Origin of the sequence: Proteus mirabilis HI4320, assembly GCF_000069965.1 — a bacterium.
In the GTDB taxonomy this organism is placed as follows: Bacteria; Pseudomonadota; Gammaproteobacteria; order Enterobacterales; family Enterobacteriaceae; genus Proteus; species Proteus mirabilis.
On the sequence record NC_010554.1, the window covers coordinates 484,753 to 502,386 of the forward strand.

At 40.5% G+C, this 17,634-nt stretch carries 19 protein-coding genes; 3 read left to right on the plus strand and 16 right to left on the minus strand.

Annotated elements, in window-relative coordinates; translation table 11 throughout:
- Position 1 precedes the first annotated feature (1 nt).
- Entirely contained in the window at positions 2 to 406 is a 405-nt protein-coding gene (gene nrdI / locus PMI_RS02045) for a class Ib ribonucleoside-diphosphate reductase assembly flavoprotein NrdI (RefSeq protein ID WP_004246072.1), read from the minus strand.
- Between the two features lie 11 nt (positions 407 to 417).
- Positions 418 to 642 carry a glutaredoxin-like protein NrdH gene (gene nrdH, locus PMI_RS02050; RefSeq protein ID WP_004246071.1) on the minus strand — a complete coding sequence of 75 codons (225 nt, stop codon included), beginning with the start codon at positions 640 to 642 and terminating at the stop codon, positions 418 to 420.
- Between the two features lie 281 nt (positions 643 to 923).
- Between nrdH and PMI_RS02055 the strand changes: the two genes are divergently transcribed.
- Together PMI_RS02055 and cspE are read left to right on the plus strand one after the other, a co-directional pair.
- Entirely contained in the window at positions 924 to 1,397 is a 474-nt protein-coding gene (locus PMI_RS02055; RefSeq protein ID WP_004246069.1) for a methylated-DNA--[protein]-cysteine S-methyltransferase, read from the plus strand.
- A gap of 197 nt (positions 1,398 to 1,594) precedes the next feature.
- On the plus strand, positions 1,595 to 1,804 hold the full coding sequence (gene cspE / locus PMI_RS02060) for a transcription antiterminator/RNA stability regulator CspE (protein WP_004246068.1): 210 nt from the start codon (positions 1,595 to 1,597) through the stop codon (positions 1,802 to 1,804).
- Positions 1,805 to 2,261: 457 nt separating this feature from the next.
- On the opposite strand, the gene crcB is transcribed toward cspE, so the two are convergent.
- The 10 genes from crcB to rsfS form a co-directional block, all read right to left on the minus strand.
- Positions 2,262 to 2,636 (minus strand): fluoride efflux transporter CrcB, encoded by a 375-nt coding sequence (gene crcB / locus PMI_RS02065; protein ID WP_004246058.1) that lies wholly within the window; start codon positions 2,634 to 2,636, stop codon positions 2,262 to 2,264.
- A 15-nt stretch (positions 2,637 to 2,651) separates the two neighbouring features.
- Positions 2,652 to 3,617 (minus strand): lipoyl synthase, encoded by a 966-nt coding sequence (gene lipA / locus PMI_RS02070; RefSeq protein WP_004246057.1) that lies wholly within the window; start codon positions 3,615 to 3,617, stop codon positions 2,652 to 2,654.
- A gap of 101 nt (positions 3,618 to 3,718) precedes the next feature.
- Positions 3,719 to 4,363 carry a lipoyl(octanoyl) transferase LipB gene (lipB, locus tag PMI_RS02075; RefSeq protein ID WP_004246056.1) on the minus strand — a complete coding sequence of 215 codons (645 nt, stop codon included), beginning with the start codon at positions 4,361 to 4,363 and terminating at the stop codon, positions 3,719 to 3,721.
- A gap of 351 nt (positions 4,364 to 4,714) precedes the next feature.
- The gene (gene ybeD, locus PMI_RS02080; protein ID WP_026090527.1) at positions 4,715 to 4,978 is read right to left on the minus strand and encodes a DUF493 family protein YbeD; all 264 of its coding nucleotides are present in this window, start codon (positions 4,976 to 4,978) and stop codon (positions 4,715 to 4,717) included.
- Between the two features lie 198 nt (positions 4,979 to 5,176).
- The gene (dacA, locus tag PMI_RS02085; RefSeq protein ID WP_004246054.1) at positions 5,177 to 6,388 is read right to left on the minus strand and encodes a D-alanyl-D-alanine carboxypeptidase DacA; all 1,212 of its coding nucleotides are present in this window, start codon (positions 6,386 to 6,388) and stop codon (positions 5,177 to 5,179) included.
- A 126-nt stretch (positions 6,389 to 6,514) separates the two neighbouring features.
- Positions 6,515 to 7,528, minus strand: coding sequence for an endolytic peptidoglycan transglycosylase RlpA (gene rlpA / locus PMI_RS02090; protein WP_012367585.1), 1,014 nt, complete (start codon positions 7,526 to 7,528; stop codon positions 6,515 to 6,517).
- 10 nt (positions 7,529 to 7,538) lie between these two features.
- A complete protein-coding gene (gene mrdB, locus PMI_RS02095; RefSeq protein WP_004246052.1) occupies positions 7,539 to 8,651 on the minus strand; it encodes a peptidoglycan glycosyltransferase MrdB in 1,113 nt (370 codons plus the stop codon).
- Between the two features lie 4 nt (positions 8,652 to 8,655).
- Entirely contained in the window at positions 8,656 to 10,551 is a 1,896-nt protein-coding gene (gene mrdA, locus PMI_RS02100) for a peptidoglycan DD-transpeptidase MrdA (protein ID WP_004246051.1), read from the minus strand.
- Between the two features lie 37 nt (positions 10,552 to 10,588).
- Complete coding sequence (rlmH, locus tag PMI_RS02105; protein ID WP_004246050.1) at positions 10,589 to 11,059, minus strand: 23S rRNA (pseudouridine(1915)-N(3))-methyltransferase RlmH; 471 nt, start codon at positions 11,057 to 11,059, stop codon at positions 10,589 to 10,591.
- Positions 11,060 to 11,061: 2 nt separating this feature from the next.
- The gene (gene rsfS, locus PMI_RS02110; protein ID WP_004246049.1) at positions 11,062 to 11,388 is read right to left on the minus strand and encodes a ribosome silencing factor; all 327 of its coding nucleotides are present in this window, start codon (positions 11,386 to 11,388) and stop codon (positions 11,062 to 11,064) included.
- Between the two features lie 390 nt (positions 11,389 to 11,778).
- Between rsfS and PMI_RS02115 the strand changes: the two genes are divergently transcribed.
- Positions 11,779 to 12,534 carry a YbgA family protein gene (locus PMI_RS02115; protein ID WP_012367586.1) on the plus strand — a complete coding sequence of 252 codons (756 nt, stop codon included), beginning with the start codon at positions 11,779 to 11,781 and terminating at the stop codon, positions 12,532 to 12,534.
- 13 nt (positions 12,535 to 12,547) lie between these two features.
- On the opposite strand, the gene nadD is transcribed toward PMI_RS02115, so the two are convergent.
- Genes nadD through leuS form a run of 4 tightly spaced genes read right to left on the minus strand, consistent with a single transcriptional unit; the run spans position 12,548 to position 17,386 of the window.
- Positions 12,548 to 13,219: a nicotinate-nucleotide adenylyltransferase gene (nadD, locus tag PMI_RS02120; protein WP_004252240.1), complete on the minus strand. Its 672-nt coding sequence runs from the start codon at positions 13,217 to 13,219 to the stop codon at positions 12,548 to 12,550.
- On the minus strand, positions 13,212 to 14,246 hold the full coding sequence (gene holA / locus PMI_RS02125; protein ID WP_004246046.1) for a DNA polymerase III subunit delta: 1,035 nt from the start codon (positions 14,244 to 14,246) through the stop codon (positions 13,212 to 13,214). Before holA ends, nadD begins: the two co-directional genes overlap by 8 nt.
- The gene (gene lptE, locus PMI_RS02130; protein WP_004246045.1) at positions 14,243 to 14,791 is read right to left on the minus strand and encodes an LPS assembly lipoprotein LptE; all 549 of its coding nucleotides are present in this window, start codon (positions 14,789 to 14,791) and stop codon (positions 14,243 to 14,245) included. The genes holA and lptE overlap by 4 nt, the downstream gene beginning before the upstream one ends.
- A gap of 12 nt (positions 14,792 to 14,803) precedes the next feature.
- Complete coding sequence (gene leuS, locus PMI_RS02135; protein WP_004247439.1) at positions 14,804 to 17,386, minus strand: leucine--tRNA ligase; 2,583 nt, start codon at positions 17,384 to 17,386, stop codon at positions 14,804 to 14,806.
- Between the last annotated feature and the right edge of the window lie 248 nt (positions 17,387 to 17,634).

Consider the following 17,634-nt stretch of genomic DNA (forward strand, 5'->3'; position numbering starts at 1 on the left):
ATTATTTGCTAGCTGACCAAAATGTGCTTAATCCGGTTTTTACACGTTTAACATCTTCAGGCGTACCAAGTAACTCAAAACGATAGAGAAAAGGGACTTGGCATTTTTGTGCAATAATGTCACCTGCTAAGCCGTAAGCAGAGCCAAAATTGGTATTTCCTGAAGCAATAACACCGCGTATTAATTGGCGATTTTCAGGAATATTTAAAAACTGGATCACCGCTTTAGGCACTGCGCCTTTAACGCCACCGCCACCATAAGTTGGGCAGAGCAACACAAAAGGTTGTGTGGCTTGTAGTGGTTCATCCTCTTTTATCCTTGTCGCTTGTAGATTAAGTTTTTGTACGAAGCGGTGACAATTTTCTGAGCGACTAGAGAAATAAATTAAAGGGGCAGTCGATTGCATAAGTTGCTCCTTTAGCGCGCTATTTGACGAATTTTATCTGGGCAGAAGCCAGACCAATGTTCGTCACCATTAACGACAACTGGTACTTGGCGATATCCCATAGAAACTATTTTTGCTAATGCTTGAGTGTCTTGGGTGAGATCAACCGCAGTGAAAGGAATTTTTTGTTGTTGTAATGCGCGCTCGGTTGCACTGCATTGAACACAATTTGGTTTGGTATAGAGGATCACAGACATAGAATAACCCTTATAAAAATGTGAATGTGTCTGCTCACAGTCACAATGAAAAGTACTTAAATACTATATATAGGTTTATTCTTTTTCAACCACACTAGATATGGTGTTTTTTATTTTTGATAATGATTATTATTAAAATTAAGCAGTTAGCAGATTTATTTTATTTTCTTATCGCTCATTTGAGCAATTTTTATTAGGTATAGTAGAAAATTAGATGATTGATTTACTTACAAAGCATGTTTTAATCTTGATGATACAGACAAATCAATAGAGAACACATTATGTACCAAGATTATCTCAATACGCCGAAAGGTTTTCCAAAGCCTTATATATCCATTACTGCAGATGATGATGGCATCACCAGCCTTAACTTTGTTAGTGAAAAAGAGGCGTTAGTTAATTCAAATGCCATAATTGACCTGTGTATAAAACAGTTAAAAGAGTATTTTTCGGGTAAACGCACCCTATTTTCAGTGCCACTAGCGCCTAAAGGAACCGAATTTCAAATACGCGTTTGGCAGACTTTACAGTCTATTCCTTATGGTGAAATTTGGAGTTATAAAAAGTTGGCACTTACATTAGGTTCCGTCAACTATTGCAGAGCGGTAGGAATGGCAAATTCACGTAACCCAATCTCGTTAATTATTCCTTGCCATCGCGTCATTGGTCATAATGGTAAGTTAGTAGGCTATACTGGGGGACTTGATATCAAACGTTGGCTATTACACTATGAAAAAGTGGATATTGACGAATAGTTCATATTGTAAGTATTAAGCACTATTTCTTAAGTGATTAATGGCTTAAGTTATGGGATTTGTCTGAATAATAATCGTTTAACAGAAAAAAAATACGCGTTTCGTGATCTAGACTGTGGACAGCGAATCATCATTTTTGTTTTACTATAGCCAACGCAAAACGCTTGCGTTTATTTTCTATTTTAAAGGTAAACTTGATGTCTAAATTAAAAGGTAACGTTAAGTGGTTTAACGAAACTAAAGGTTTTGGTTTTATCACTCCAGAAGATGGCAGTAAAGATGTGTTCGTCCACTTTTCCGCTATTGTTTCAGAAGGTTTTAAAACACTTGCTGAAGGTCAAAAGGTAGAGTTTGAAGTTACTGACGGCGCGAAAGGGCCATCTGCTGCAAACGTTGTCGCTATCTAATTAACGACTTCTCCAAAAGTAAAAAACGTTTTTGAAATGACCCCCAATAGTTGGACAACCAATTATTGGGGGTCTTTTTATGTCAAATACAGGGGGGATTTAAACATCATCATTGCTACTTAGGGTGACTATGCTTGCCACACTGCATAACTCTCGCTCGTTTTGATGATGAAAAAAGACTTGAGAAATTTAAAGAGGAGCTTGCGTATCTAGCTGCGGGATAAATACCGTGGTTGAAAGTTTTTTAAATTATTAAAATCAAGAATACATCATAGCTATCATTTTAAAATATCAATGAATGTATTGATAAAATTGGCTAATTTATTGAGTAATACCACCGGGAACAAAATCAAATTAAAAGGCCTGACATTGGTTGAATATTAAGTTCAGGCCTTATAAATCGCTTAACTAAAAGAGTACAACTTTATGATTAACGGTTTTTATCTTGTTAAAGAGACTACATTTCACGGAGTAGCCAGAATGCGAATGCCGTCATCAGAAACGAGCCCGCTAAGTTTGCCCCCATGGTGCCTAATGCCCAGCCTATTCGTCCTTCATTAAATAAGGCGACCACCTCAACGGAAAAAGTAGAAAAGGTGGTTAAGCCACCACAAAAACCTGTGGTAAGCATGATTTTCCAAATAGGATCAATATTGGGAGCCTTACTAAACCAAGCAATGCCAAAGGCGATAATAAAGGCACCAATACAGTTAGCGACCAAGGTCCCCGTTGCAAAATGGGGAAAAAGAGAATTGAGGCGGTAGCTAATTAGCCAGCGTAGTACGCTACCTAAACCACCGCCGATAAATACAGCTATTGCAATGTTAAGCATAAGAGAGATTAATCGTTATTTAACCTCAATCCCTTGAGCTTGAAGATCAGCATGATAAGACGAACGAACAAATGGTCCACAAGCGGCGTGGGTAAAGCCCATTGCTAATGCTTGCTCTTTCATATATTCAAACTCGTCAGGACTGACGTAGCGTTGAACAGGAAGATGGTGACGACTGGGTTGTAAATATTGCCCTAATGTCAGCATCGTTACACCATGTTTACGCAGATCGCGCATCACGTCAATAATTTCTTCATTTGTTTCACCTAAACCGACCATTAACCCCGATTTAGTTGGAATATTTGGGTGGGCTTGTTTAAAGCGTTCTAGTAACGTTAGAGACCATTGATAGTTCGCACCAGGACGCACTTGACGATAAACACGAGGTACGTTTTCTAAATTGTGGTTAAAGACGTCTGGTGGTGTGTCAGTGAGGATCTCTAATGCTTTATCCATACGACCACGGAAATCAGGGACTAAAGTTTCGATGCGAATATTAGGATTTTTTTCACGGATAGCGGTAATACAATCGGCAAAATGTTGTGCACCACCATCGCGTAGGTCATCGCGATCTACTGAGGTGATAACAACATAACGTAATCCCATATCTTTTATCGTTTGGGCTAATTTAATTGGCTCTTGGGGATCGGGTGCGTTAGGACGACCATGAGCAACGTCGCAAAATGGGCAACGACGCGTACAGATTGCCCCTAAGATCATAAAGGTTGCGGTACCGTGGTTAAAACATTCTGCAAGATTAGGGCATGAAGCCTCTTCACAAACAGAATGCAGGCCATTTTTACGCATGGCCGCTTTAATACCTTGAATTTTACTTGAATCTGCGGGCAACTTTATTTTCATCCACTCAGGTTTGCGTAGCAGTTCTTCACGTTCTGTAACGATTGTTTTAACAGGAATAAGTGCCATTTTATCGGCGTCACGATATTTTACGCCGCGTTCCATCTGAATAGGTTTACTCATAATTGTGCCAGTTCCAGTTATCTAGGGTGATTAACACGATGTGACTGAGGTAATCAGGGTTTTAAAAAAAAATGATAAATGTTAAAAAAATTATAGCATTTTTATTGCTGTGGTTGGAATCCCAGTTGTGTACAAAAATGGTTGATTAATAATGATGCCACTTGTTCCGATGTTGCATTAGGCGCCAAATCAACCAGTTGTGTCATTTTTAGATCAGGATAACCACAAGGATTTATTCGCGTAAAAGGAGATAAGTCCATATCAACATTAAGTGCTAGACCGTGAAAAGAGCAACCTTTGCGTATACGTAATCCCAAAGAGCAAATTTTATCACCATTAACATACACGCCCGGTGCATCTGCACGAGCATATGCGTCTACATTAAATTCTGCGAGTGTGTTGATCACAGTATTCTCTAAAACAGTGACTAATTGGCGAACGCCAATATGGTTACGTTTTAGATCAAGCAAAACATACATCACTTGTTGGCCAGGGCCGTGGTAGGTCACTTGTCCACCGCGGTCAGATTGGATCACCGGTATAGAGCCTGTGTTTAAAAGGTGTTCTGCTTTACCCGCTTGACCTTGGGTAAAAACCTGTTCATGTTGAACCAGCCAAATTTCATCAGGTGTATGACTTTCCCGTTTTTCCGTAAACTGATGCATAGAATCAGAAACCGGTAAATAGGGTTTCATACCCAATTGGCGAATAATGATTGTTTTATCTTGCACCGTGAAAATCTTCATTTGTAGCGTAATTGTGAAAGGCAGTATAACGCTCCAACAAATGAACTACCAGAATGAGATGAGATTATTGCTTCAGTTTGTGTTTGATAAAGGAATATTGATAAAAAAACGACGTAGTGAGAAGGGGGATAGATGTGATTAACCAAGCAGTGCTTAATTGGCGATTAACCCCAATTAGGCTTTTATTTAAGTGAGACTTACTAAATCTAGGTGACAAATCAATAACGAAATAATAAGAATTAATATAAGAAGTAAGGTGAAAGAGAAAGATAAAGAGAAGATACTGCGTAATATTGCTTCTTAAGTACGTCTAATGCCCCCTAATAGGGTAAGGGGGCAAATAGAAAAAAATTATAACACCATGCGAACAAGCTCTAATTCACCTAACTCTTTATAGAGGGTTTCTACTTGTTCAATATGCGTTGCGTTGATAGTCACCGAGACTGAGTGATAGTTACCTTTGCTACTTGGTTTTACTGAAGGTGTATAATCACCGGGTGCATGACGCTGGATCACTTCAACGACTTGGTCAACTAATTCGGGTTTAGCATGACCCATGACTTTGTAAGTAAATGAGCAAGGGAACTCTAATAGTTCGTTTAATTTTGTTTTCATCATAATGTAATCCTTAAGACAACAGGCGATGTTGTTTTAATAATCTCTTTTACACCTCATCAGCACAAATAAAAAGCGCATTCCTCCTATAATGAGGAATGCGATACTGATAGTTAGGGTAAATATAGAATGGGTAAATGTGTTTATTCCAATATCGATATAATCTTTATATATGGACACATTTATCCTTTTCAAGCCTTAACCAAACCAACGTGAAAATAATAATTTGATGTAATCAATCAAGCGGCTGAAAATGCCACCTTCTTTCACTTCATTCATAACAACAAGTGGACGTTGTTCAATGACTTGCCCATCAAGTTGGAAATTAATGGTGCCAACCACTTGGTTTTTACTGACTGGCGCATGTAATTCAACATTATCTAATACATAACTGGCCTTTAGATCTTTGAGTCGGCCACGGGGGATCGTGAGATAAACATCTTTATCAACCCCTAATTGCACTTTATCAGTATCACCATACCAGATAGGTTCAGCGGCAAATTCTTTACCCACTTGCAGCGGTTTTACCGTTTCAAAGAAGCGAAAACCCCAAGTAAGTAGTTTTTTACTTTCAGCATCACGGCCTTTAGATGAGTGTCCCCCCATCACAGCAGAAATCAAGCGCATATTTCCTTCTGTTGCAGAGGCAACAAGATTATAACCCGCAGCTTCAGTATGACCTGTTTTAATACCATCAACATTGAGGCTAGTATCCCAAAGTAAACCATTACGGTTAGTTTGACGGATATTATTGTAGGTAAACTCTTTTTCTTTATAAATGGCATATTCTTCTGGAACATCACGAATTAATGCGGCGCCAATCAATGCCATATCTCGTGCACTACTGTATTGCCCAGGTGCATCTAAACCATGTACAGTTTGAAATTGTGTGTTTTGTAAACCTAGACGCTTAACATAGTCATTCATCATAGTGACAAAGGTATCTTGGCTTCCCGCAACATAAGAGGCCATTGCTACACAGGCATCATTACCTGATTGTAGATTGATACCGCGTGTTAATTGTGAAACGGTGACTTTATCACCGGGTTTTAAAAACATTAATGATGAGCCGCGAAATACAGGGTTGCCCGTTGCCCATGCTTCTTCACCAATAGGAACAATATCGTTGTTCGATATTTTTCCTGCACGAATGGCTTGACCTATAACATAACTGGTCATCATTTTGGTTAAACTGGCTGGATCACGACGGACATCTGCGTTTTTTTCCGCGAGGACTTTCCCAGAATTATAGTCGATAAGAATATAGGATTCGGCTTCGATATTAGGAACAGCGGGTATCATTGTTTTTAATGTGTCATCAGCAATAGCATGATGGCTAATAGCTAATAATATAAAGGTTGCACTAAATAGACGTGTTCTTAGTAATTTCACTGGGCGTGTCTGTTTCATTCTGTTTGTCTGTTCCGGAAATTCAGGGAAAATAAATAAAAGTTGATAAGAAAAATATCAGCAAACTCAGGTGATTCTATGCCTGAATTTGCTTTTAGAAAAAGAGTTTTTACGAATTATTACCCTTTATTGGCTAACAATAAACCCATCGATATTTTTACTTTGTTTCAAAGCACTTTTTATTGTTTCGGCTTGCGTTTTTGATGAGTAGGGGCCTAATTGCACTTTATGTAGTCCATCAGTTGTATTAATGACACCTTGGGTATTTAAAGCATTGGTTAATTCAGTTAACCATGTTTGTGCATTAGTTTGATTACTTAAAGCACCTACTTGTACATAGTAGCCTTGCGCTATTGCGCTAGATGAAGATACTGGCTGTGGAGCTGGAGCTGGAGCTGGAGCTGGAGCTGGAGCTGGAGCTGGAGCTGGAGCTGGAGCTGGAGCTGGAGCTGGAGCTGGAGCTGGAGCTGGAGCTGGTTGAGTCACAGTTATGGGAGACGGTGCTGTTACAGAGGGTTGGGGAGCCATTGTCGATGGCTGAGTATTAAAGTTAGGACGCTCAGGTAATGTAGTGGCTCTTTTCTCTATTTGTGCACCTTGGGTACCAATACCACTTATTTGGCCATTTTGATCAACGACAATACCTTCAATTTGAATAGGGGTTGTTGGCATTAACTGCAAACTGTTATAAACAGCAGGTGTAACCTGTATTTGTTTGCCTTCAACGTAAGGGCCACGATCGTTAATTCGCACAATCATTGTGCGTCCATTGATTAAGTTTGTTATTTTCGCATAACTTGGAATAGGCAATGTTGGGTGTGCCGCAGCAAACTCATAAGGGTTGACTCGTTCACCTATGGTTGTTAAGCGACTCATTGCTAAGCTGTCGTAAACAATCGCTTGTCCTCGTTCACTAAAGTTCGCCGGATCTTTGACTATGCGATAAATTACCCCATTTTTACGATAATCTTGATTCGCAGTCGGGTGATAAGGCTCATAACGAGGCTCTATACCTAATACGGGTTGTGTAGGTACATTTGGCAACCTTGTGGTTGGCTGATTATTATTCACAGGTTTATCAGCAACACATCCTGCAAGTAGCAATGCACTGACACCCATCAAAACCCATTGCAAACGCATAGAAACCTCATTATAAACTTTTTGATAATAGTTTTCGGTGTGTATGAATTGACATAACAATGCCAAATCCTGCCATTAGTACAATTAATGCCGATCCCCCATAGCTTACCAGTGGTAATGGCACGCCGACTACTGGGAGGATCCCACTCACCATACCAATATTGACGAAAACATAAACAAAGAAGATCAGCATTAATCCACCAATCATGACTCTGCCAAATGTATTTTGTGCTTTTGTCGCGAGATAAAGACCTCGAGCAATTAAGAGTATATAGAGCGTTAGTAGGATTAAAACACCAATCAGTCCTAATTCTTCTGCGAGTACGGCAAAAATAAAGTCGGTATGGCGCTCTGGTAAAAACTCAAGTTGAGACTGAGTCCCTTGTAACCAACCTTTGCCATGTAATCCACCAGAACCGATAGCAATTTTAGATTGGATAATATGATATCCGGCTCCTAAGGGGTCAATTTCAGGATCAAGTAACATCATGACCCGTGTTCGTTGGTAATCATGCATCAAGAAAAACCAGAGTATCGGAATAAATCCAGCAATTAATAGTGTTGCGACAGTAATTAAACGCCAACTCATACCGGCAAGGAAGATAACAAAAATTCCTGAAGCAGCAATTAAAATAGAGGTACCCAAATCAGGTTGTGCAGCCACTAAAAGGGTGGGGACGAAGATCAACACTAAGGCTATTGCTGTGTTACGTAATGTTGGCGGACAAACATCACGGTTCATAAAGCGAGCGACCATTAGAGGAACGGCAATTTTGGCAATTTCAGAAGGCTGAAAACGTATGATACCTAAATCAAGCCAGCGTTGTGCACCTTTACTAATTTGCCCAAAGACATCAACAAAAATAAGTAATACAACACAAAATACGTAAAGGTGAGGAGCCCAGTTTTCATACACCCGTGGAGGGATCTGCGCCATGATAATCATAACGATAAAACCCGTAGCAATTTGTCCCAGCTTGCGTTCCATCATATCGGGATCTTGCCCACTTGCTGTCCACATAATAAATGCGCTATAGCATAATAAGGCAATAATGCAGAGCATAAAGAATGGATCGATATGTAAACGCGTCCAGAGTGATTTTTTCTTGTTATTTTCTGTCATTGGGTTATTCCTCTGAGCCACGCGGTGAAGGCGGGGAAATAGGCAACTCGGTGTTGTTGTCTCCAAGTATAATGTGATCAAGTATTTGGCGAGTAATATCCCCAACAGATGGGCCAGCACCACCATTTTCTAAAATTATAGAGACGGCAACGGTAGGGTTTTCATAAGGCGCAAAAGCAATCATTAATTTATGATCACGAAGATGTTCTGCTAATTGGCTAGCATTATAGGTTTCATAACTAAATACCTGTGCTGTACCTGATTTTGCAGCAATCTTATAAGGAGCATCAGCAAAGCTACGTCGCCCTGTACCATTGGGTAGATTGGCAACACCATACATACCGTACTTCGCTAACTCCCAATAACCGGAGTTGATATCGCCAATTTGGCGTGTCTCTTTATCCACGTAAGGTAGCATTTCATTACCTAACTTGGTGCCATAAAGTAAGTGAGGGGTTTTAACCTGACCATCGTTAATTAAGGTCATTAACGCTTTTGACATTTGGATTGGGGTCGCCGTCCAGTAACCTTGACCTATACCAACAGGGATGGTATCCCCTTGATACCAAGGTTTTTTATATCGTTGTTGTTTCCATTCTCGGGTTGGCATAATGCCATTACGCTCTTCAGAAAGGTCAATCCCCGTGTATTCACCATAGCCAAAGCGGGACATCCATGTGGAAATACGATCAATACCCATATCATAGGCAACTTGATAGAAGAAGGTATCTGCTGACTCAATAATGGATTTAGTAACATTGAGTTTTCCATGACCCCAACGTTTCCAGTCACGATAGCGTTTTTCAGAGCCGGGCAGTTGCCACCAGCCCGGATCATGGATAGTTGTGTTAGGAGTAATAACCCCTTCACTTAGGGCTGCAACAGACATAAAGGGTTTAACCGTTGATGCAGGAGGATAGAGCCCTTGGGTTGCCCGGTTTATTAATGGTCTATCAGGATTATTAAGTAGGCCTTGATAGTCTGTATTAGATATTCCCCCAACAAATAGGTTAGGGTCATAACTTGGATTAGAAACCAGTGCTAATATCTCGCCGTTACGAGGATCTGTGACGACCACAGCCGCTCGGCTAGTGGTTAATAGCGTTTCAATATAGGTTTGTAATTCAAGATCGATAGTTAGGTAGATATCTTTACCGGCTTGTGGTGGTTGCTCATGCAATTGGCGGATCACACGGCCACGGCTATTAACTTCGACCTCTTCATAACCGGTTTTACCATGCAAAACAGATTCATAATAGCGTTCAATACCTAATTTACCGATATCTCGGGTTGCTGCGTAATTAGGATAGAGCCCTTCTTTTTCAAGACGTTCTACATCTTTATCGTTAATTTTTGCAACATAACCAATAACATGAGTAAGGGCTGAACCATAAGGGTAATAGCGACGTTGATAGCCTTTGATTTCTAATCCGGGATAGCGATATTGATTAATGGCAAAACGTGCCACTTGCACTTGGTCAAGTGACGTTTTAAGCGGAATAGAACTAAAACGACGAGAGCGTTTTCGCTCTTTTTCAAATGCAGCAATATCGTCGTCAGTTAAATCAACGACCTCTCGTAAACTCTCCAATGTTTCTTGGATATTAGCCACTTTCTCCGGTACGATTTCTAATTGATAGATAGTACGATTTAGGGCAAGTGGAACCCCATTACGATCGTAAATAATGCCTCGGCTCGGTGGGATGGGAACTAATTTGATCCGGTTATCATTCGAGCGAGTTTGATAATCATCGTGGCGAGCGACTTGTAAGTGATACAAGTTAAAAACTAAGATGCCCGTTAAAACTAAGATCCCTGAAAATGCGACAATAACACGGCGGATAAAGAGTTTTGACTCCGCTGTATAATCTCGAAACGGGGTGCGTTTTCTTTTCTTCATCCCATTAGTTGATTTCACTTACTTACCCGCCAATTTATTATTCCCGATGATAAGGATGGTTTGTGGTAATACTCCATGCACGGTAAAGGCTTTCTGCTACCACTACACGTACTAGCGGATGTGGCATAGTTAATGGAGATAAAGACCAACTTTGTTCTGCAGCTGCTTTACAAGCGGGGGCTAAACCTTCAGGGCCACCAATTAATAAGCTGACATTTCTTCCATCTAACTTCCAGCGATCGAGTTGCTCGGCAAGTTTTGGGGTATCCCAACGGGCGCCAGGAATATCAAGGGTGACGATACGATTTCCTTTACCTACCGCTGCTAACATCTGTTCGCCTTCTTTTTCGAGAATACGCTTAATATCAGCATTTTTCCCTCGTTTACCCGCGGGGATCTCGATGAGTTCTAAGGGCATATCTTTGGGAAAGCGGTTAAGATAATCCATAAAGCCGGTCTGGATCCAGTCCGGCATTTTTGTACCAACGGCGATGAGCTGTAATTTCAAACTCAGCTCCAGAGTTTTTCGAGTTCGTACATACGGCGACTGTCTTCTTGCATTACGTGTACCATGGCTTCACCAAGGTCAACAACAATCCAATCAGAAACGCCTTGTCCTTCGATGCCTAAAGGTTGTAATCCTGCTTCACGACAGTCATCAACCAGATTATCGGCGACAGACATTAAGTGTCTGTTTGAAGTTCCCGTACAGATGATCATGTAATCAGTGACACTTGATTTTCCACGAACATCTAATGCGATAATGTCTTGAGCTTTAGAATCCTCAAGTTTATCAATAATAAATTGCTGTAATTCTGAGCCTTGCAAAAGGGTCACCTTTTTCTATTTAGTTAACTCAATCGAGAAAATAACAAAGCGCTATTTTAAAGGAATTTATACCAATAAATCTATTTTACTCGATGATTTATTCCAGTTGTCGATAGCAAAAACATCTATCAAGTATGGTTGCTATTCGACGCTTGATTTAGAAAAATTCATATATGCCTATTTATTGCGCCATAATAAATAATAAAAGCCGGCAGATAAGAACTTTCCAATTAGACGACAGTTTTACTCCACAGTTCCCTTAATGGGAGCCGAGGGTGAGAATAACAGTAAAACAATGTCTGTCAATGCTCGTGAAATACCTGATAACGGTATCATCACGTCAATGATTGTATCATTATACGGTGTAATGTTGAGATAGTGACTAAGAGAAACAGACGAATGAAAGAAAATTATTATTATTTGGAGCAAACTTCAGAAATAGCGAGTAACAAAAACGCATTGTTACAGGCAGATTGGCAACGATTTTGTCAATTGTTATGCTATGAAGGCATTGAAATTAAACAAAATAATGATGAAAAACGACAAAATAAGGCAGTGATTTGTCGAGTTAAAATGAAAGGGGAATATTCATCAACCTTATTCACACAGATTTTAGGGGGAGGAGAGTTACAATTAACCCTTGAACAATTTTCTCAACCTAGTGGATTGGAACATTTTCTGACACAGTTTTTTGCCTTAATTGATTATCAACAGCAGGTAAATGCTAAGTTGAGCAAAAAAGCACTGATCCAATTTCATAGTCGATATAAATATTTGTTAATGGCTTATTCTCAAGTCGCTTATCGAGAATTGGGGCGTTATATGGCCAATATCCCTAATTCGCTACCGCTGTTACAATTTGCCGAGCAGTATCAAAAGGCCTTAATGAAAGCACTATCAATACCAGCAACTCGAGAAGGGCATACCAATGCATTAATGCATATGGCGGGATATTTTAAGCGAGCACTTAGCGCAGAGCAAAAACAGTTGTTAACACAAGAGATTTTATCTTATCGGCAAGGAAAAACGAGTCTTTCGGCTCCTTTGTCACGGTTGAAAAACTACTTGGCGTTTTATCCTGATAATTATCTACTTTCTCAACGCTATTTTTCACCTTATCCAGCTGTATTTGATGACTTAAGAGCGCAATTTTAATCTCTAAGATCTGTTATCGATACAACTGATGCTGTTTGATATAGTTTTCAACAGACTCAGGCAGAAGATCATGACAATCTAATCCTGCTTTATGTCTAGCCCTAATATCGGTAGCTGAAATATTGTATAAAGGAGTATCAGCAAGAAAAATTTTCCCGGCGGGTAAACAGTGAATATCTGCTTGCTGTTTGGTTTGATGTTGTTCAAGCCAGGTTTGCATTTGTGGTGATGTAAATGTGGTTTGGTAACCCGGGCGAGCGCAAACCAATAAGTGACACACATCTAACAACTCTTCCCATTTATGCCAAGTATCAATTGAAAGTAATGAATCTTGTCCAATAATAAAGGCTAATGGCTGTTTCTCACCAATTTCTTGTCTAAACGCTTTTAATGTCTCAATGGTATAAGAGGGAGTCGGTTTCTCTAACTCTCGAGTGTCGACTTTGAAAGCACTAAAAGGTTGTAATGCGAGCCGCACCATGGCTAATCGCTGTTGTGAAGAGGCTTCTGGTTGGGGGCGATGAGGGGGAATATTATTAGGCAACCAAATCACTTCTTTTAGCCCTATCAAGCCAGAAAGGGCTTCTACAGGACGTAAATGCCCATAATGGATCGGATCAAAAGTACCACCATATAGAGCAATGGCTTGATGAATTAAAGGGGGGTTATTATTGGTGCTAGCCATGGCGAATAAATCCTTCCGGTAATGCTTTTCCACATAATAATAAGCCAAGGGCATGAAGTTCAGGCCAAACGTTTTGTCCGTGATCCTGTTTAAGGGTTATTTCAATCTGGGTAAGTAATCGCATGGCAGTGAGTAATTGATGCTCTGACAAACGTTGTAACGCGGCGGTAAATATCGGACGTCGGTTTTGCCATATCCGATGTTGATCGAAAACGGATTTTAAGGAGGCCGTTTTAGCGCTACGATGTAAGGTAATTAATTGCATTAATTCGCGTTGCAATGTTCTAAGCAGAATAACGGGTTCAGTATCCTCTCTTTTTAGTTGCTGCAAGATATGCCATGCCCGTTGGGTTTTGCCTGCTAATAATGCATCAATCCAATGATAAGCAGTAAAATGAGAGGCATCATTGACAGCCGCTTCAACTCTTGGCAGGGTTAATTTACCATCAGGATAGAGCAAACAGAGGCGTTCAATTGCTTGAGCTAAAGCGAGTAAATTTCCTTCATAGCAGTAACACAGTAATTGATTACCTTGTTCATCAAGCTCAAGGCCTTTTTGCTTGGCGCGTCTCGCTACCCAATTTGGTAATTTATCTAACTCAGGGGTTAAGCAAGTCACATAAATACCTTGCTGGCTGAGTGTTTTAAACCATTCGCTATTTTCCTGTGCCTTGGTTAATTTATGTCCACGTAAAATTAACAAGAGATCTTCATGCAATTCGTGAGATAAGCGTAAAAGCTTTTCTGACATTGCCGCATTAGGACCATTTTCAGGAAGATGGAGTAAGATAGATTGCTTTTGTGAAAAAAGACTCAGTGACTGACAGAGTGAATATATTTCATTCCAATCAGTGCTGTTATCAAGGGTAAATTGATAATGTTCCGTAAAGCCTTGTGATTTTGCCACCGTTTGAATGGCATCTTGAGATTCTTGGAGTAATAGCGGTTCATTACCCCAAAGTAGGTAACTTTGGCGCAACCCCTCTTGGAGTTGCGCATTAAGTTGTTCTGGATAAAGGCGGATCATTTGGCTGGTGAGATTATCTGTTTCGCTTTAGCTGCCTCTGACGCTTTTTGGCGTTCAGCATTGTGAACCACCAATAATTTACGTACTAAGATAGCGGTAGCCTGTTCACGCATTTCCTGTTTGATAATATCATTTTCGGCATCTTTAGCTAATGCTTCTAATGGGTTATCAAAGAATGGACGTGAAACCTGTGATGAAATAGGGTAGATGGTTCCATCAGGCATAATCACTTGTGCATCTAGGACAAAAGTGAGCTGACGTTCAGCCGATTTACCGTCTTGATACACAGAGACAGTCTCTTTATTTTCTGAAGATCCAACAATTTTGAGAACAGGAATATCTGCTTTTGGCGTTTCAACCAGTTGAACTCCACTTAATCTCAATTGTTGACGCATTACACGAGACAGTGGCCCGTATGGGTCACCAGAGCTTAGGTAAAGCGTTTTTAATTCAGCTGGAACTTGGGTTTTACCTTGTAGGTGAAAACCGCAGCCAGCGGTGACCAACACCGCTAACGCAAAAAACAGCGAAAATAGATATCGCACTAAGCCTCCTTATCAGCCAACAACGATGTTCAGTAATTTGCCCGGTACATAAATCACTTTACGTACGGTGACATTTTCTAAATATTTAGCAACACTGTACTCTTTTGTTGCCATTTCCTGAACATAATCTTTTTCTGAATTAGCAGGAACAGTGATACGACCACGTACTTTACCATTAACTTGAACAATAATAAGTTTCGTGTCATCGACCATCGCTTCTTCATCAGCAACAGGCCATGGTGCAACATCAATATCCTCTTTACCTCCTAACGCTTGCCACATGACAAAACAAGCATGTGGAATGATAGGAGAAAGCATACGTACCACCGCTTCTAATGCTTCTTGCATTAAAGCACGATCTTGCTCAGTCTCTTGTGGTGCACGTGTTAATTTATTCATTAACTCCATAATCGCAGCAATAGCCGTATTGAATGCTAAGCGGCGACCTACATCATCAGAAACTTTGGCGATAGTTTTGTGTAAATCGCGACGTAAGTCTTTCTGCTCTGTGGTTAATGTTGCCAAATCAAGTGATTGAGTCGTTCCTTTTTCGGTATGCTCATGAACTAAACGCCATAAACGACGTAAGAAACGGTTCGCACCTTCAACACTTGATTCTTGCCACTCAAGTGTTAATTCTGGTGGTGCAGCAAACATCATAAATAGACGTACGGTATCAGCACCATAACGCTCAACCATGGTTTGTGGGTCGATGCCGTTATTTTTTGATTTAGACATTTTGCTCATACCAGCGTAAGTCAGTTCATGGCCTGCACTGTCAGTTGCTTTGATGATGCGATTTTTTTCATCGCGTTCAACAATCGCTTCTGCAGGAGAGACCCAATGGCGAGCGCCATCTTCACCGGTATAATAAAATGCATCTGCTAATACCATGCCTTGGCACAGTAAGCGTTTAGCAGGTTCATCAGAATTAACTAAACCAGCATCACGCATCAATTTATGGAAGAAACGGAAATACATCAGGTGCATGATAGCGTGTTCAATACCACCAATGTACCAGTCAACCGGTAACCAATAGTTAGCAGCTTTTGGATCTAACATTCCCTTGTCGTAATCAGGGCAGGTATAACGTGCGTAATACCAAGAAGATTCCATAAAGGTATCAAAAGTATCTGTTTCACGTAGCGCAGGTTGACCATTAATCGTTGTTTTAGCCCACTCAGGATCCGCTTTAATTGGACTGGTAATGCCGTCCATTTTCACATCTTCTGGTAAAATAACCGGTAATTGGTCATCAGGAACTGGAACAACGCTACCATCTTCTAAGGTTGCCATTGGAATTGGCGCACCCCAATAACGTTGACGAGAAACACCCCAGTCACGTAAACGGTAATTCACTTTACGTTCACCCACACCCATTGCAGTAAGTTTATCTGCAATAGCATTAAAACCAGCTTGGTTATCAAGTCCTGAGAATTCACCAGAGTTAATCAGGCTATTTTTCTCAGTCAGAGCGCCTGTTGATAAGTCAGGTTGGTTACCTTCTGCATCAGCAATAACCGCTTTAATCGGCAAACCATATTTAGTGGCAAATTCCCAGTCGCGTTCATCGTGACCTGGAACGGCCATAACCGCACCTGTACCGTATTCCATTAAGACAAAGTTAGCTACCCAAATAGCGACTTTCTCTTGGGTTAATGGATGAATAGCATACAGACCTGTAGCAATACCTTTTTTCTCCATGGTTGCCATTTCAGCTTCTGCCATCTTCATGTTACGGCATTCATCAATGAAGTGCTGAATTTCAGGATTATTTTGAGCGGCTTTTTGAGCTAATGGATGACCGGCGGCCACAGCAACATAAGTGACCCCCATAAAGGTATCTGGACGTGTGGTATATACGGTCATGGTATCGTCGCTATCTGCGACATCAAAGGTAATTTCTACACCTTCAGACCGGCCAATCCAGTTACGTTGCATGGTTTTAACTTGTTCTGGCCATTCATCTAACGTATCTAAGTCGTTTAACAGCTCTTCAGCATAATCGGTGATTTTAATAAACCACTGTGGAATTTCTTTGCGCTCGACAGGGGTGTCGCAACGCCAGCAACAACCATCGATGACTTGTTCGTTAGCCAGTACGGTTAAGTCGTGTGGGCACCAGTTTACAGCAGAGGTTTTTTTATACACTAAACCTTTTTCATACAGCTTAGTGAAAAACCACTGTTCCCAACGATAATATTCTGGTGTACAGGTGGTGACTTCACGATCCCAATCATAACCAAAGCCCAGTTTTTTTAACTGGCCTTTCATATAATTGATATTTTCATAAGTCCACGGTGCAGGTGCGGTGTTATTTTTTACGGCAGCACCTTCTGCGGGTAAACCAAACGCATCCCAACCAATAGGTTGTAAGACGTTTTTACCCAACATACGTTGATAACGGGAAATCACGTCACCAATGGTGTAGTTACGGACGTGTCCCATGTGTAGTCGACCAGAAGGATAAGGTAGCATTGACAGGCAGTAATATTTTTCTTTGTTATTATCTTCTGTCACTTTAAATGTATTGTTCTTTTCCCAGTGTTCCTGGATAGTTTGCTCTATATCTTCGGGACGATATTGTTCTTGCATGGCACCGATAATCCTATGGTGAATTAATGGCTACCGAAGGGTAACCGCTATGATGAATTAAGACTTGCATAGCATAGCTGATTTTGTCTAATAGCCACAACTATTGATCTCAAGGAAAGCCATTGTTTGCATAACTTTTTTGCCACAATGGCGAGATAGCGCGAAAACAGCATTTTTTTGTTAATGATAAATGCGAGATTTTCAAGCGGTTAGCCTAATTATTGCAATAAAAATGAATTAATTGCTAC